The organism is Pseudomonas sp. GL93 (genome assembly GCF_003408955.1).
Taxonomy (GTDB): domain Bacteria; phylum Pseudomonadota; class Gammaproteobacteria; order Pseudomonadales; family Pseudomonadaceae; genus Aquipseudomonas; species Aquipseudomonas paracarnis.
Window position 1 is genome coordinate 56,225 of the sequence record NZ_NKRF01000081.1, and the last position, 15,971, is coordinate 72,195.

Consider the following 15,971-nt stretch of genomic DNA (forward strand, 5'->3'; position numbering starts at 1 on the left):
CAAAGGAGGTTAGTTGCCACGGGGCATCCGCTAGACCTGCGCCGATTCAGCCCATCGCTGGCAGAAATCATGCTGCTGTTGTATATCACTGGTGAGATCGTTTTCCTCGTGAGCGAATATATGTACAACTTCCCCATCTGGTCGCCCCAGTGTTAGCTCGTAAGCAATAAGACCATTCGACATATGTGAGGACATACCTGATGTATGAACGTTAATTTTTGCGCCTTTGCAAAGAAAAACGGTGTCTTTCATATCCGCTCTCAATACACCGAAGCAGTCGTATAAATCCATCGCTGTATAGGTTTTTTTTGTCCCATTGCTTAGCGAAAGATAAAGGGTGGGCTTGCCTCCTTCGTATTCGATCACTGCGCTGTCACGTATACCGTTTTTAATGATGGTGATTTCACGCGATTTCATGGGTATTTCCTATTAGGGTTCAATATCGTGTATCCCTTGAAGGTACCGTCTTCGTTGACTGGCGATGCACCTAAAATATCCTTGGTATCTATTCGTCCAGGGATTGCGATTTCTACCTCGTTTCTATGTTTGGAACGTGTGCCCAACGCTTTATTTACGTCTATTCCAGGGATTTTTCTTAGGGTGTAAAGAAAGCCTTCCTCGAAGCCAAAATTTGAAGCGAATACCAAGGCTTGTTTCCTTGAGGTCGAAGTAGGGACGAAATTGCTGGGAGGGCTGGCATTATTCAACGTGTGCAGGAAAAGGTCTGTGCTGGCTCCTCTACTTTCAAAACCGCTTTCAAAAATTTCATCTGGCTCTCTTAAATCCCCGCGAAATAGATATTCTCTTTTTTTATCTGAGCTGGGGAGCGAGGGAGCCCCCTCATCTACCTTTGCCTGGCCGTGGGAGGTTTCAGTATGTTGATGTGGCTTACATCCATCTGCACCTGGACACGTACTTAAGCCTAGCTGATCCACCCACCCCGTAGGGTTGGGTACATACCGGTACCCATTGATCCCACCCGCCAACTTCACCGGGTCCGGTGTCAGATAACGACCAATATCCGGATTATAGTAGCGATGGCGGTTGTAGTGCAGCCCGCTTTCCGCATCGAAATACTGACCCTGAAAGCGCAGCGGGTTGTCGATGTTGCTCACGTCGAGACGGGCGATCTGGCCGTAGGCGCGGTAGTGGGCGGACCAGACGATTTCGCCTTCGGTGTCGGTCAGTTCTTGCGGAGTGCCGAGGTGGTCGAGTTGGTAGTGGTAGGGCTTGGTTTCTTTTGGGCCGAAACCTTCCAACAGTGCCAGTGGGCGGAAGCTGTCCGGTTCATAAATGTAACTGCGGTGACGTTCCGCGTGATGCTCGGCAACCAGCTTGTCGCCTTGCCAGAAAAACTCGGTGGTTTTGCCCTCCACGGTTTTGCTGATGCGCCGCCCAAACGGGTCATAGCGATAACTGGCGGTTTCGCCGTTGGGCGTTGTAACCCCGACCAACCGATGCTGGCAGTCGTAGCGGTACTCAGTGACAAGTTGCTGGCCCTTGCCGCGTCGTTCGCGGATCAGGTTGCCGAAGGCGTCGTAGTCGTAATGGCGGTCGCCCTGGATCATCAGACGATTGGCCGCGACGATGTCCGGGCCGGGGCGGTCTTGCATCAGCAGGTTGCCCGCCGGGTTGTGGGCAAAGCGTTCCTGGACGTCTTGGGAGTGATCGGCGCGGGTCAGACGGGCGAGGGGGTCGTAGTGGTAGCGGTGTTCGCCTTTGCGGGTGTCGAGCAGGCGGGTGAGGTTGCCGGATTTGTCGTAGTCGTATTGGCGTTGGTAAAAATGGTTTTGCTGTTGGGTTACCGCGTGGGCGTGTAGGCGGCTCTGGTCGTCGTAGTGGTAGTGGCTGAGCAGTTGGCCTTGCTGGCGTTGATGCTCTCGGCCGCTCTTGAATAGATGCGAGGTAAGCACTTCACCGTTGAGTTCGACGGTGGCGAGGTGGCCGCCTTTGTCGTGGTTGAAGGTGACGCGGTTGTTGTCCGGCAGGCACAGGTTTTTCAGCTGGCCGCAGGCGTCGTAGCCGTAGCGCAGGGTGCCCCAGCCTTGGTGTTCGGCGGTGAGGCGGTTTTGGCGGTCGTATTCGTAGGCCAACGCCCAGTGGCCGTCTTCGACGCTGAGGAGGTTGCCTTGGCGGTCGTAGGCATAGTCGACAACGCTGGCATCGGGCAGGGTTTTTCGTACGAGGCGCCCGGCGTGGTCGCGCTCGTAGCGGGTGATTAGCTGACTGTTATCGTCGCCGTATTCGGTCTTCTCCAGCAGGTTGCCGTTGAGGTCGTAGGCGTAGGCGGTGCGTTGGCCGTCGAAGTCGGTTTCCTGGCGGATCAGGCCGTTGGGGTTGTAGTCGAGTTGGTAGGTTTCGCCGGCTTCGTTTTCGATCTCGGTGAGCAGCAGCCGGGCGTTGTCGTAGCGGTACTTGACCTGGGTGCCATCGGCGTTGAGACGGCGGCTGATCAGGTGCAGGCCACCTTCGTATTCGTAGCGGGTGACGTGGCCGAGTTCGTCACGTTCGGCGATGATTTTGCCGTAGGGGTTGTAGCTGAATTCCCTACAACCACCGCCTGGCAATACAAGGCGAATCAGCCTACCGACGCTGTCCCATTCATAAACGGTCTGTGCGCCGTGCTCATCCTCTCGGGCGATTTGCCTTTCGAGTTCGTCATAGCGATAGCGCTTGATCCCACCACTGGGCAATTGCTCTTCAAGCAACTGACCACGCTCGTTCCACACCAGCCGATGACAACTGCTGTCGGGATACCAAACCCCAGCCAGTTGCCCGTGCTTGTTGTAGCTGTAGTCAGTCACCTCACCATCGGGATCGGTCCTACGCGTAACATCGCCTTGCTCATTACGCTCGTATTTCCAGACCGCCTCACCACGCCTGACAACCCGTACAAAGCCGTTGTCATGTTCGTAGGATGTCGGCTCATCCTCCCCCGGAAACAGCGCGACCAAGCGTCCGGCGTCGTCATACTGATAGGCCGTCACCGCGCCCATCGGGCCTTGCTCTACCGTCAGCCGCCCCTGGTCATCGTAGGACTTAAAGTGGGTGGCGCCGTCTGGATCGATGCGCTGCACCAGCCGCGCCCGATGATCATGGACATACACCTCCTGGCTACCATCGGCGTTATGCACCGTGACACGCCCGTCATCGCCCCAGGCATAGCGCGTGTCCATCTGCGAAAAACTCGCCCAATGCCGGACGCAGCGCGCCGCCTTGCCTGCGTGTTCCCATTCCCAGAAGAAACTCGCGCCACCGGCCAACTGCCGCTCAAGAATGACGTGCTGATCGTCGTACCGATAACGCTCGCTTTCACCGACGGCATTGGTCGCGCAAACCAGTCGTCCAGCTTCGTCATAGGCGTAGGAAACAACGTTCTGTTCGGTTTCCCAGACGTAGGGCTCACGCCCTGTGGCGCGATGCACCTGATAGTCCACCGCCACGATGCGATCCAGCTCATAACGCAGCAGCAGCGAGCGGCCAGCACCGTTATCCAGCCGCTCGATCCGCCCGGAACGATCGCGGCAAATGCGTAGACGGTTGTCATACGCATCGCTGATGGTTGTCAGCACACCGTCGCGAAAGTGATAGAACCGTGACGCCTGGGCCAGCACTAACTCATCAGGAGCCGAACCCAAGTAGATCGCCGCTTCCGCCAGGCTATTGGTGATCGCCGGCCGAGAATCGTTGGGCAAGGGCAGGGTGGTCGAGCGGTTCTCATGGTCAGTCCACACCACCGAATCGCCCGACACCACCAGCCGATGGGCCAGCGCATGACTCCAGCCAAACCCCAACCCACAATCGACTTCCACCGCGCTGGTGCGGTACAGCCGCGTCCACTCAAACGGCAAGATCCCATCCAGCGCGCCATCGGTGAGGGTCAGCAACTCCTCGCCGGTAACCATCGACACCGGGCAGCCGTTGGTAACGGTCTTGTCCGCTGGCGCCGCCGCATCGCCTTTAGGATTTGAAGCCACAGCCGGCACATCATCGACAGGCTCCTGACGGACCAACGTGGTGCGCTGGGTCTTGCCGCGCACCATCGGCACCGAGTTCGAAACCAGCGTGTCGCCTGCCTTCAACGGCACCACTGGCACCGCCTTGACCGGCGTCGCCGCACTGCTCAGCAACACCGGCTTGGCGGCCTCCACATGGGTCTCCAGCCGAGGGCCCGCCACCTGCTTGGCCAGCAATTCCAACAACGCCCGTGCCCGCCCGGATTTGACGTGACTGAGCACACGAGCCCCCAATCGCACCACCACGCCCATCGCACCCAAGACGCGAATCAGCAGCAGATTGATCAGCACTTCACCGGTAATTTCGCCCCACAGTTCAGCCATCTCCGGTGGCGGGAGCATGCGCATCCAGCTGACCAGCGCCGATAGGTAGACAAACAGCAGCGGCTCATCACTGAGCACCAACAAGCCCTGGGCGATCGCATCACTGCCCAGGGTCAGCAGTTCATCGAGCTCGGCTTGAGAAAGGTATTGCAGCAGCTTTTCGCTGTTGGGCTTGAGGTCTGCCAGCAGCGCAGACAGCTCGCCAATGTTGTCCCACAGGCTGTAAAGCGCCTTGCCCAACCCGCTGGCAAAGGCCGCTTCCAGCAGGCGGCGCCGCTCAAGCGGGCGGGCGTCTGTGTAATTTTTCCACTGGGCTTGTAAGGTGTCGGTCCACTCTTTGCGCAGCCGGTCTTCCAGCGCGGCGATCAACGACTGGTAGGACGCATACAGCGCCTTCAGGTGATCCTGGGAAACGTTGGGGTAAAAGCTCACCCGATATTGCTGGTTGCGATCACACTCGGTGATCTCAAGGATGCCGCTCGGACCGATGGTCTTGTGGATGGGCTCGCCCAACGGGCCGCCGTTTGGATCAACGCGTTGCAGCATCACCGCCGTGTCGCCGATCGGCACGAACCGCGTGCTCTGGAACATATGCACCAGGGTCAACGTACCGTTGGCCTGGCAGGTGGCGACCGTGCGGCTGGGAAACAGGGAGCGATTGATCGGGGCAACGAGCGCTACCTCATCGCCGACCTTGAACACTTGCTCAAGCTCCAGCGCCGAGAAGCTCCAGAAGCTTTTAGCCCAATCGTCAAAGGTGTTCAGGCAATCGCGAAAGTCACGGAAGACGCCTTCGACGTCGACCGCTTTCACGTTCATTGGGGTTAGGGCCAGCCTGCCAATGACCGGGTTCAAGCGCCAACCCCGTCAACCGGGGGCGTAACGAAAACAACCATCTGCAATCCCTCGCACTGTTTGATCAGGCGAGGGACTTTGCAGCGGTTCACAGGGCAGGGGAGTAGAGCTTATCCGGCAGTTATGTGGGATGTTTCAGCTAAGGCCAGGCATCCGCTTCGGCTCACCGACGAACCCCGGTTAGACTTACCTGTCGATATCTGCACTGCCCGGTCTGTCGTTAACCAAGGAAGCCTCATGTATCCAAGTCGTCTGCTCTTTTGCCTCATGCCTTTGCTGGTGCTGGCCGGTTGCTCCACCTCCCGTGGCCCGCAGCAGCCCGAACGCAGTGAGGCCGAGGTGAAGGCGCAGATCGTGCGCCTGCTGCCGGCCAAGGTGTCGGACCGCAACGGTTGGGCCCAGGACATCTACACCGCCTTCGACACCCAGAAAATCTACCCCAGCACCGAAAACATCTGCGCCGTGCTGGCGGTGACCGAGCAGGAGTCCACCTATCAGGTCGACCCGCCTGTGCCGGGCATGGGCAAGATCGCCCAGGACGAAATCCTGCGCCGCGCCGGCAAGGTGCATGTGCCCGCGTTCGTGGTGCGCAGCGCCCTGCAATTGCGTTCGCCCACCGGCAAAACTTACGCCGACCGCTTGAATGCCGCACGCACGGAGAAGGACTTGAGCGCGATCTTCGACGACTTCATCAGCATGGTGCCCCTGGGCAATACCCTGTTTGGCGGGTTCAACCCGGTACACACCGCAGGCCCCATGCAGGTCAGTATCGACTTTGCGCAGAAACAGGCGCGGGGTTATCCCTACACGGTGGACGGTACGATTCGCCGCGAAGTGTTCACCCGTCGCGGCGGCATGTACTTCGGCATCGCCCACTTGCTCGGTTACCCGGTGAGCTACGACCAGCCGCTGTACCGCTTTGCCGATTTCAACGCCGGTTGGTACGCCAGCCGCAATGCCGCGTTCCAGGCCGCAGTCAGCCGTGCTTCAGGCAAAGAGCTGGCGCTGGATGGGGATTTGATCCGCTATGGCTCATTGTTGCCCGGCACCACCGAGCTGGCGGTGCGTTCACTGGGGGCGAAGCTGGACATGCGCAACCCTAGCATCCGCAGCCAGCTGGAGCAGGGCGAGCAGTTGGATTTCGAGGACACCACTTTGTACAAGCGCGTCTTCGCCTTGGCTGACCAGGCGGCCGGCAAGCCGTTGCCACGGGCGATCCTGCCGGGCATTGTGCTCAAGAGCCCGAAGATCACCCGCAACCTGACCACGGCCTGGTTTGCCAAGCGCGTGGACGAGCGCTACCAGCGCTGCATGAAGCGCTGATCAACTGCGGCGCTTGACGAACCGGCGCCACAAGCCCACCCACAACCACACTACCGGGAACGCCAGGATCACGAAGGGCAGCACATAGCTGGCACGTTCCAGGGCGTCTGCGGTGCCGTTCACCAGGTTGTCTCCCAGGTTGCTGAACATCCGGGTGAACCTTGACACCTGGTTGGCGCCGTCGGAGGAGCGGAAGTTCAAGGTCACGCGGTTGGTGTCGAGGCGGCGTTGCTGGCCGGCGGCAACCTGAGCCAGTTCCTGCAGCTCGTTTTCAATGCCGGCTTGCTCTTTGCTCAGGACGATCAGGTCGCTGACGGTGATGTCCTTGCGCTTGGCCAGTTCATCGAGGCGTTGCTGCTGGGCTTGCAGGCGGTCCTGGCGACGGCGCACATCCGCCACGGCATCGGCCAGGTCTTCGGCAGTGGTGATGCGCTGGCCGAGCTTACCGCCTTCGGCCGCCAGGGCGACCATCGGCTCCACACCCGTGGGCGCAATCCGCAGGATGACCTGGCCACCCTGGCCGTCTTCGGTAATGCCAAGGATATTGCAGGCACCAAAGCGCGCCGTTTCACACGCCTCACGAGTGGCCTGCATACGCGGCGCGAGCAGAGCGCCGGGCAGGGCCAGGGTCAAGTCATGCTCATAGGCCAGTTGCGCCCCGGCCTTGCCCTGTTCGCCATTGATGACGGTGGCGCGAGAGTGGTCCTTGGGGGAACAACCGGCCAAGGCCAGGCCGGCCAGCAAGATCAACAGCGGCGCGCGAAGCGGGTGGGAGTTGCCGTCCAGGTGGCGCATGGCGTTTCCTTGAAGTGTGCAGGAGAAATTGGCCGAGATTAAAGCGGGTCTGGCCCATTAACGCAAAGCATTGCCCGGGATTTGTCCGGCTGATGGTGGTGGCTGCCGGGTCGGGGCTGGCGTACACCTCAAGCCTCACACTAGGGAAGCTCCGCCATGAACGCTCAGACTGTCCCCCAAGGCTTTGTCCCATTGCCGCGCAGCAGCCCGTTGCTGGAACTGCTCGGCCCGGCGTATTGCCGTGGCGAAGGTTTGCAATTGGAAGTTGGCCTGCGCGCCGATCATCGTCACGCCAATGGGCGCGGCACGGTGCACGGCGGGGTCTTGGCTACGCTGGCGGATATCGGCATGGGGTACGCCATGGCGTTTTCCAGTGAGCCGCCGTTGCCGTTGATTACCGCCAGCATGACCTTGGATTACTTGGGCGCCGTGCAGGTAGGGGAGTGGATGGTGGTGCGTTTGGAAAGCCACAAGCGCGGACGGCAGATGGCGTTCGCCACGTTGAGTTTGCGGGTGGAGGAGCGCGTGGTGCTGCGGGCGAGCGCGGTGTTCGCGGTGCCGCAAGCTGACAGGCAATGAGATCAAATGTGGGAGTTCATTCAGGGGTATCGATAAAAGAAAAGGCCTGGCTTTTCGTGGAGCCGGGCCTTTTCTGTGTTGCTCTTATTGGCATGGGGCTGCTACGCAGCCCAACGGGAGCAAGCTCCCTCGCCACAATAGCGATCCGATTCAGTTGCGTTCGAGCGCCAGGGCGACACCTTGGCCGCCACCGATGCACAGCGTTGCCAAACCTTTCTTGGCATCGCGCTTGATCATTTCGTGCAGCAGGGTCACCAGTACGCGGCAGCCTGAAGCACCGATCGGGTGGCCGATGGCGATGGCGCCGCCGTTGACGTTGACCTTCTGCGCGTCCCACTCCAGCTCTTTGCCCACTGCCAGGGATTGTGCGGCGAAGGCTTCGTTGGCTTCGATCAGGTCCAGGTCAGCCAACTGCCAACCGGCCTTGTCCAGGCAGCGGCGGGTGGCCGAGACCGGGCCGATGCCCATGATGGCCGGGTCGACGCCCGCGTTGGCGTAGCTGGCGATACGCGCCAGTACGGGCAGGCCGAGAGCCTTGGCTTTGTCGGCGCTCATCAGCAGCACTGCGGCGGCGCCGTCGTTGAGGCTCGAGGCGTTGCCGGCGGTGACGCTGCCGTCTTTCTTGAACGCAGGCTTGAGCTTGGCCAGGGATTCGGCGGTGGGGCCGGCGCGGGGTTGTTCGTCCACCGCAAAGGCCACCGGGTCGCCTTTGCGCTGGGGAATCAGGATCGGTGTGATCTCATCGGCAAAGCGTCCGGCTTCGATAGCGGCGGCAGCTTTCTGCTGGGAGGCGGCGGCAAAGGCGTCCTGGGCTTCGCGGCTGATGCCGTACTTGTCCACCAGGTTCTCGGCGGTGATGCCCATGTGGTAATCGTTGAACGCATCCCACAGGCCGTCGGTGATCATGCTGTCGATCATCTTCGCGTGGCCCATGCGCAAGCCGGTGCGCGCGGCAGGCAATACGTACGGGGCCAGGCTCATGTTCTCCATGCCTCCGGCAATGATCACCTCGGCGTCGCCGCAACGAATGGCCTGGGCGCCCAAGTGCAAAGCCTTGAGGCCCGAACCGCAGACTTTGTTCAGGGTCAGGCTCGGCACGGCGTGGGGCAGGCCGGCAAGGATCGAAGCCTGGCGCGCCGGGTTCTGGCCGCTGCCTGCGGTGAGTACCTGGCCGAGGATCACTTCATCCACTTGCGCTGGGTCCAGGCCGGTCTGCTCCAGCAGGCGACGGATGACGGCGGCGCCCAGTTCCGGGGCCGGAATGTTCGCCAGCGAACCTTGGAAGCTGCCCACGGCGGTGCGGGTGGCAGCAACAATCACGACGTCTTGCATGGAATCTGTCCTCACTGGAAGTGCATTTCTGGAACGTGGTCCGGGACGATCAGTTTACCGGCGGTCTTGCTCACAATCTCTTCAACGCTGACGCCAGGTGCGCGTTCCTTGAGGACAAAAGCGCCATTTTCGATTTCCAGGTACGCCAGGTCCGTGAGCACACGCTTGATGCAGTTGGCACCGGTCAGCGGCAGGCTGCATTGGCTGAGCAACTTGGACTCACCGTCCTTGGATGCGTGGGTCATGATCACAATGATGTTTTCCGCGCCGGCCACCAGGTCCATGGCACCGCCCATGCCCTTGACCAGCTTGCCGGGGATCATCCACGAAGCGATGTTGCCCTGTACGTCCACTTCGAATGCGCCCAGTACGGTGAGGTCGACATGCCCACCGCGAATCATCGCGAACGACTCGGCGGAGGAGAAGATCGAGGCACCGATGCGCGCGGTGACGGTTTGCTTGCCGGCGTTAATCATGTCGGCGTCAATGGTTTCTTCGGTCGGGAACGGGCCCATGCCAAGCAGGCCGTTTTCCGATTGCAGCATCACTTCCATGCCGTCGGGGATGTAGTTGGCCACCAGGGTCGGAATGCCGATACCGAGGTTCACGTAGTAACCGTCCTGCATCTCGCGGGCAACGCGTTGAGCCATTTGTTCGCGGGTAAGCGCCATGATTGTTTCCTCTTATTGTTCTGGACGGGGATTATTTGCGGACGGTGCGCTGTTCAATGCGCTTTTCGAAGGTGCCGCAGATGATCCGGTCGACGTAGATGCCAGGGGTGTGGATCTGCGCCGGGTCCAGCTCGCCCGGTTCGACGATTTCCTCGACTTCGACCACGGTGATCTTGCCGGCGGTGGCGGCCAGCGGGTTGAAGTTCTGGGCGGTGTGACGGTAGATGACGTTACCGAAGTGGTCGGCTTTCCAGCCTTTGACGATGGCAAAGTCGCCGGTGATGGATTCTTCCATCAGATACGGGCGACCCTTGAATTCGCGGGTTTCCTTGCCTTCGGCAACGGGGGTGCCGACGCCGGTGGCGGTGAAGAAGGCCGGGATGCCGGCGCCGCCTGCGCGCATTTTTTCTGCCAGGGTGCCTTGAGGGGTAAGCACCACCTCAATCTCGCCGCTGAGCAGTTGCTTCTCAAACAGCGCGTTTTCACCCACGTAGGAAGCGATCACTTTGCTGATCTGCTTCTGTTCCAGCAGCACGCCCAGGCCGAAGCCATCGACACCACAATTGTTGGAAACCACCGTCAGGTCGCGGGTGCCTTTGCGCTTGATTTCGGCAATGAGGTTTTCCGGAATGCCACACAGGCCAAAACCACCGGAGAGCACGGTCATGCCGTCTTCCAGGCCTGCCAGCGCTTCTTCATAGGACGCCACGCGTTTATCGAAACCTGCCATATGCACCTCTTTTATTGTTTGTGGTCCAGCCAGTGAGTTGAGTGTTGCGCCAGCGGATTGATTTGTTAAGTTGTTTTTTAAGGTTGATTGATTTAGAAAACAGCATAGTTCAATCGTCGTCCGGAGCTGCGTCATGACCGTTAAACAGATGCGTGCCTTTCTCGCTGTTGCGCAGAGTCTGAGTTTTGCCGCTGCCTGCGAGCGTTTGCACCTCTCCCAGTCGGCGTTGAGCTTGACCATCAAGGGCCTGGAAGAAGGCTTGGGCGGGCGCCTGTTCAGCCGTAATACCCGTAACGTCGCGCTGACCCCTGAAGGTGAGTCCCTGTTGCCCCTGGCCCGCCGGTTGATTGCCGACTGGGACAACGCCGAGGACGAACTGCGCCAGCGTTTTACCTTGCAACGGGGGCGTGTCACGGTGGCAGCGATGCCATCGTTTGCTGGCAACCTGCTGCCGCCCATCCTGAAGATATTCCGCGCACGTTACCCCCAGGTGAACGTGACAGTACATGACCTGATCAATGAGCAAGTGCTGGAGATGGTGCGCGACCGTCAGGTGGAGCTGGGGGTGGCGTTCGAGCCGTCTGAGGGCTCGTCATTGGCATTTACCCCGTTGTACCTGGACCGTTTTATCGCCGTGGTACCGGGAGACTCACCTTTGGCACAGCGCGCTGAAATCGACTGGAAAGCCTTGCTTGAACAGCCGTTCATTACCTTGCAGCGGCCTTCCACCGTGCGAGTGATGCTGGAAGAACACCTTGGTGCCTTGCAGATGAAATTGCCCGTTGCCTTGGAAAGCCATCAATTGGCGACGGTGGGCAAGATGGTTGCCAGCGGTTTGGGGGTTAGCGCGGTGCCAGCGTTATGCGCCAGGCAGATGGAGGAGGCGGGAGCCCATTGCATTACCTTGACCGGCCCGGTGATCGAGCGGCCGATTGGGGTGCTGACTAAACCGGGGCATGAGCTGTCAGCGGCGGCGCAGGTGTTGTTTGATATCTTTCGAGATGAAGCGGGGAAGGGCAGGTTTCCAACTTTCTAAACCGGTAAATACAAATGTGGGAGCTGGCAAGCCAACGCCCACATTGATTGAGTACTACTTAGTAGTAACGGTCGATCACTTTAACTTGCGAGCTGTCTTTGAAAGACGCCCAGGCATTGTTAAGTGTGTCGAACACTTGCTCGATAAAGTTGCGATCAGCGGCGGCCTTCTTGCCGACATAACCCTGGCCACGGCGGTACATCTTCAGGCGTGCCGCCAGCTCACGGTTGTTACGGTCAAACTCGGCTTCTTCGGTATGGGGCGCCAGGCAGTCAATTTGCACTTCGCCGGATTTGCCAATCCACAGGATATGGTCGTCGAGTGTGTCTTTCTGCGCTGCGAACATCTCAGCCAATTCATCGATAGTGGGTTGGTTGTTCAGATTCATGTGTAAGCCCCTTGACCAGTTGGCGATCTATCAATTGATTCGTTAATACCAGTAAGTTGTCTCCGGTCACTAAAACCGGGCGTCAGCGACGGGCTGCCGAATACGGGCAGGGTCTTGAAGCTGATGCATGTAGTCTTGCTGATGGGCTGCTACGCAATGCTCTGATCACGAAGACAAGCCGCGTTTGAGCGCCTTGTACCTGTCCCCTTCGGGACCGGTCAGCTTCATCAATCTGCCTTGTGGGCAGTGCACATCCGGAAAAACAGCTCGGCGGTCAGACGAGCCTGTTCAAAACGCTTGTTACCAACGCTCTCGATCCGAGAGACGTCTAGATCATGCAAGGACAAAAAGGTTACGTCAACGATTATGTAGTGATTATTTTTGCTCACTACATAAATTGCCGCGGGGACGGGGGAATGCGGGAAAACGTGACTTGGGCGTCATTTTCTGTGCGGTGGGTCGCACAGCTACGGTGGTCAATTCGCCGCAAGATCCATGTGGGAGCGGGCTTGCTCGCTCCCACAGTTGATCTGTGTTGCTGTGCTATCCGAGTTGAGCAGCCAGCAACGGCAATAACTGCTCGCAGGACGCCTGGATCTTCACCTGCAACAGCTCATCACCCCGAGTCTTGCCCAGGTTGATGGCAATCACCGGCTTACCCTGTTCAACCATCGCCTTGCACAGGCGAAACGCCGAATAGGCCATCAGTGACGACCCCACCACTAACAGTCCTTCGGCATGTTCTACCGCCGTCATCGCCTTGAGCGCCGTCGCCGGTGCGACGTTCTCGCCAAAGAACACCACATCCGGTTTCAGCCTTTCGCCGTTGCAATGTGGGCAGTGGGGTATCTGGAAGCGCTGTTCAAACACCGGATCGAGCAAGGTATCGCCATCTGGCGCTTGCACCGCATGAACCTGTGCCATGTGCGGGTTATCGACCTCCATCTGCCGCTGGATCACGTCGCGCTCGCTACGCAATTGGCAATCCAGGCACAGCACCCGATGCAAGCTGCCATGCAGCTCGATCACATCCCGGCTGCCGGCCTGGTCATGCAGGGTGTCGATGTTCTGCGTAATCAACCCACTGATGCGCCCTCGTTGTTGCAGTGTCGCGAGCGCCAGGTGGGCCTTGTTCGGCTGGGCAATGCGCACCCGTGGCCAACCCAGCATCGCCCGCGCCCAGTAACGGCGCCGCGCCTCGGGGGTGGCGAGGAATTCCTGGTACATCATCGGTGGCTTGCCCCGGCGTACACCTTCACCGTCCCGGTAATCCGGGATACCCGAAGATGTACTGATCCCTGCGCCGGTCAGCACCAGGAAACGCCGGCCGGTCATGGCCCGGTGCAGGGTGTCGAGGTGGTCTTCCTGATGGTCCAGCGTGTCGAGCATGGGTTCCCCCTATTCGCCGCGGATGTACTGTTCCAGCTGCTGGATCAAGGCCGCTTGTTCGGCAATCGCTTCCTTGACCAGGTCACCGATGGACAGCAGGCCCAGCAGTTTGCCGTCTTCGACCACGGGCAGGTGGCGCAGGTGACTGTCGGTCATGATGTTCATGCATTCCTCGACACTCTTGTGAGTATCCACCGTGATCACCGGCGAACTCATCACCTCATGGACCTTGGTGGTGACCGACGAGAGGCCCTTGAGCATGATCTTGCGTGCGTAATCCCGTTCACTGATGATGCCGACCACAACGTCATCCTTGACCACTGGCAAGGCACCGACGTTTTTCTCGGACATCCGCACCAGTGCTTCAAACACGGTGTGGTCCCATTTGATCGTGTGGACGTCCTGGTTTTTCTGGTCCTTGGCTTTCAGCAGTTGTGCAACGGTCTTCATGGCGGCCACTCCGGTGTTGTTGTTGGTAGTCCAGATCCCCTACAGAATCCTAGACCGAACTCGCCGGAGCAAGGGCCAATGCGGCGTTAAACCTGTCGAAAAACGTCATGTGCCGGTTTTTTTCGGTATTTATCCCGCATTTGCCGGCTTTTTCCCTCGTTTGGGGCTGGCGCCGGCCTTGCGCGGGGCGGCCTTGCGTTTCTTTTTCCACTGCGTTGCACCTCGGCCAGCGGGGCTGGCGGGGCCAGTGATGGTCATGCGCATGCCGTTACAGCGTGCCACCTGCTTGCTCATCCACGCCGCTTGCTTGGCGACGAATTCTTCCAGGCTCATTTCGCCGCTTTGCACCATGTCTAGTGCCTGTTCCCAGATGGCGGTGGTGCCGGGGTCGGCGATGGCGCGGGGCACCGCGTCAATGAGGCTGAACGCGGCGGGGGTTGCCGACAGGGCCTTGCCGTTTTTTACCAGGTAGCCGCGGTCCAGCAAGCCCTGGATGATCCCGGCGCGGGTGGCCTCGGTGCCGATGCCAGTGGTGTCCTTGAGTTTTTGCTTGAGCAACGGGTCCTCCACCAGCTTGGCGACGTTTTTCATTGCCTTGATCAGGTCGCCCTCGGTAAAGGGCTTGGGCGGCTGGCTCCACAGGTCCTTGAGGTTGACCTTGGCCACGGCGTAGTCGTGGCCCTGCACCAGCGTCGGCAACGCTTGGGGCGCTGGGGCTTCGCGACCTTTGGCGGGGGCCAGCGCTTCGGGCAAGGCGCGTTTCCAGCCCGGTTCGATGACCACTTTGCCCACTGCGCGCAACGCCTGGCCGGCACAGTCGAAATCGGCCTGGGTGCGGTCGTATTCATGGTTGGGCAGGAACTGCGCCAGGTAGCGCGCTCGAATCAGCGTATAGACCGCACGGTGCTTGCCGGTCAGTTGGCTGATCTCCTTGCCGGCTCCGGTGGGGATGATGCCGTGGTGGGCGCTGACCTTGGCGTCGTTCCAGGCCCGCGAACGGCGCTGGGGGTCGATGTGCGACATCAGCTCGTTCACCGCCGTGTCTGCACGGCCCAGCGCCGCAAGAATCTTCGGCGCTTCACTGTGCTGGCTCAACGGCAGGTAGCCGCAATCGCTGCGCGGGTAGGTGATGGCCTTATGGGTTTCGTAGAGGGATTGGGCGATGTCCAGGGTTTCCTGGGCGCCCAGGCCGAGCTTCTTCGAACAGATCTCCTGCAAGGTGCCGAGGTCGAAGGGCAGGGGCGCCACCTCGCGCATGCGTTCGGTACGCAGCTTCACCAGCCGCGCCGTGGCGGCGTTGAGCATGGCGTCGGCGGCGTCCCGCGCCAGTTGCGGGTTGAGGCAGCGGCCCTGGTCGTCACAGACATCCTCAGGGGCGCGCCATTGGGCGGTGAAGGTCATGTGCTCGTGGCGCAGGTCGACATCAATGGCCCAATAGGCCATCGGCACGAAGTCGGCGATGCTGCGATCACGGTCCACCACCAGGCGCAGGGTCGGGGTTTGTACTCGGCCTACCGGTAGTACGCCTTGGTAACCGGATTGGCGCCCCAGCAGGGTAAACAGGCGGCTCATGTTCATGCCGATCAGCCAGTCGGCACGCGAGCGCCCCAGGGCCGAGTGATACAGGCTGAAGGTTTCTGCACCGGGTTTGAGCGCCGCCAGGGCCTTGCGAATGGAGGCGTCGTCGAGCGCCGACAACCACAGCCGCTGGATCGGCCCGCGGTAGCGGCAGTGTTCCACCAGTTCACGGGCGATCATCTCGCCTTCACGGTCGGCGTCGGTGGCAATCACCAGTTCCTGGGCTTCGCCCAGCAAGCGCTTGACGGTCTTGTATTGGCTGGCGGTCTTGGGCTTGACCAGCATCTTCCACTTTTCCGGGACGATCGGCAGGTCGGCCAGTACCCAGCGTTTATATTTAGCGTCGTAGGCATCGGGCGGGGCGGTTTCCAGCAGGTGGCCGATGCACCAGGTGACCGTGATGCCATTACCCAGCCAGCACCCATCGCCGCGGCGGCTGGCACCGAGCACGGCCGCGATATCCTTGGCCTGGGAGGGTTTTTCACAGAGGTACAGCCGCATGGTC

General features: G+C 60.1%; 13 protein-coding genes. 3 read left to right on the forward strand and 10 right to left on the reverse strand.

Annotated elements, in window-relative coordinates; translation table 11 throughout:
* Positions 1-30 precede the first annotated feature (30 nt).
* Positions 31-417, reverse strand: a complete 387-nt coding sequence (locus CER19_RS17760; protein ID WP_116667355.1) for a hypothetical protein — start codon at positions 415-417, stop codon at positions 31-33.
* A complete protein-coding gene (locus CER19_RS17765) occupies positions 414-5,159 on the reverse strand; it encodes an RHS repeat-associated core domain-containing protein (protein WP_256660476.1) in 4,746 nt (1,581 codons plus the stop codon). Before CER19_RS17765 ends, CER19_RS17760 begins: the two co-directional genes overlap by 4 nt.
* 273 nt (positions 5,160-5,432) lie before the next feature.
* On the opposite strand from CER19_RS17765, the gene CER19_RS17770 reads away from it, so the two are divergent.
* On the forward strand, positions 5,433-6,518 hold the full coding sequence (locus tag CER19_RS17770; RefSeq protein ID WP_116667357.1) for a DUF1615 domain-containing protein: 1,086 nt from the start codon (positions 5,433-5,435) through the stop codon (positions 6,516-6,518).
* Here the strand turns inward: CER19_RS17770 and CER19_RS17775 are convergent, their stop codons facing one another.
* On the reverse strand, positions 6,519-7,313 hold the full coding sequence (locus CER19_RS17775; RefSeq protein ID WP_116667358.1) for a DUF4349 domain-containing protein: 795 nt from the start codon (positions 7,311-7,313) through the stop codon (positions 6,519-6,521).
* Between the two features lie 156 nt (positions 7,314-7,469).
* On the opposite strand from CER19_RS17775, the gene CER19_RS17780 reads away from it, so the two are divergent.
* Positions 7,470-7,892: a PaaI family thioesterase gene (locus tag CER19_RS17780; protein ID WP_116667359.1), complete on the forward strand. Its 423-nt coding sequence runs from the start codon at positions 7,470-7,472 to the stop codon at positions 7,890-7,892.
* Between the two features lie 150 nt (positions 7,893-8,042).
* Here the strand turns inward: CER19_RS17780 and CER19_RS17785 are convergent, their stop codons facing one another.
* From CER19_RS17785 to CER19_RS17795, 3 genes are read right to left on the reverse strand one after another with little or no spacing between them, the layout of a single operon-like run.
* Positions 8,043-9,224 carry an acetyl-CoA C-acetyltransferase gene (locus tag CER19_RS17785; RefSeq protein WP_116667360.1) on the reverse strand — a complete coding sequence of 394 codons (1,182 nt, stop codon included), beginning with the start codon at positions 9,222-9,224 and terminating at the stop codon, positions 8,043-8,045.
* An 11-nt stretch (positions 9,225-9,235) separates the two neighbouring features.
* Positions 9,236-9,895 (reverse strand): CoA transferase subunit B, encoded by a 660-nt coding sequence (locus CER19_RS17790; protein ID WP_005786928.1) that lies wholly within the window; start codon positions 9,893-9,895, stop codon positions 9,236-9,238.
* Between the two features lie 31 nt (positions 9,896-9,926).
* Entirely contained in the window at positions 9,927-10,625 is a 699-nt protein-coding gene (locus tag CER19_RS17795) for a CoA transferase subunit A (RefSeq protein WP_003190329.1), read from the reverse strand.
* A gap of 133 nt (positions 10,626-10,758) precedes the next feature.
* Between CER19_RS17795 and CER19_RS17800 the strand changes: the two genes are divergently transcribed.
* Positions 10,759-11,661, forward strand: coding sequence for a LysR family transcriptional regulator (locus tag CER19_RS17800; RefSeq protein ID WP_116667361.1), 903 nt, complete (start codon positions 10,759-10,761; stop codon positions 11,659-11,661).
* Positions 11,662-11,719: 58 nt separating this feature from the next.
* On the opposite strand, the gene CER19_RS17805 is transcribed toward CER19_RS17800, so the two are convergent.
* From CER19_RS17805 to CER19_RS17820, 4 genes are all read right to left on the reverse strand, one after another.
* Complete coding sequence (locus CER19_RS17805) at positions 11,720-12,049, reverse strand: hypothetical protein (protein WP_003190335.1); 330 nt, start codon at positions 12,047-12,049, stop codon at positions 11,720-11,722.
* 543 nt (positions 12,050-12,592) lie between these two features.
* The gene (locus CER19_RS17810) at positions 12,593-13,438 is read right to left on the reverse strand and encodes an NAD-dependent protein deacetylase (RefSeq protein ID WP_116667362.1); all 846 of its coding nucleotides are present in this window, start codon (positions 13,436-13,438) and stop codon (positions 12,593-12,595) included.
* 9 nt (positions 13,439-13,447) lie between these two features.
* Positions 13,448-13,888: a CBS domain-containing protein gene (locus tag CER19_RS17815; RefSeq protein WP_003190337.1), complete on the reverse strand. Its 441-nt coding sequence runs from the start codon at positions 13,886-13,888 to the stop codon at positions 13,448-13,450.
* A gap of 129 nt (positions 13,889-14,017) precedes the next feature.
* A complete protein-coding gene (locus CER19_RS17820) occupies positions 14,018-15,967 on the reverse strand; it encodes a DNA topoisomerase III (RefSeq protein WP_116667388.1) in 1,950 nt (649 codons plus the stop codon).
* Between the last annotated feature and the right edge of the window lie 4 nt (positions 15,968-15,971).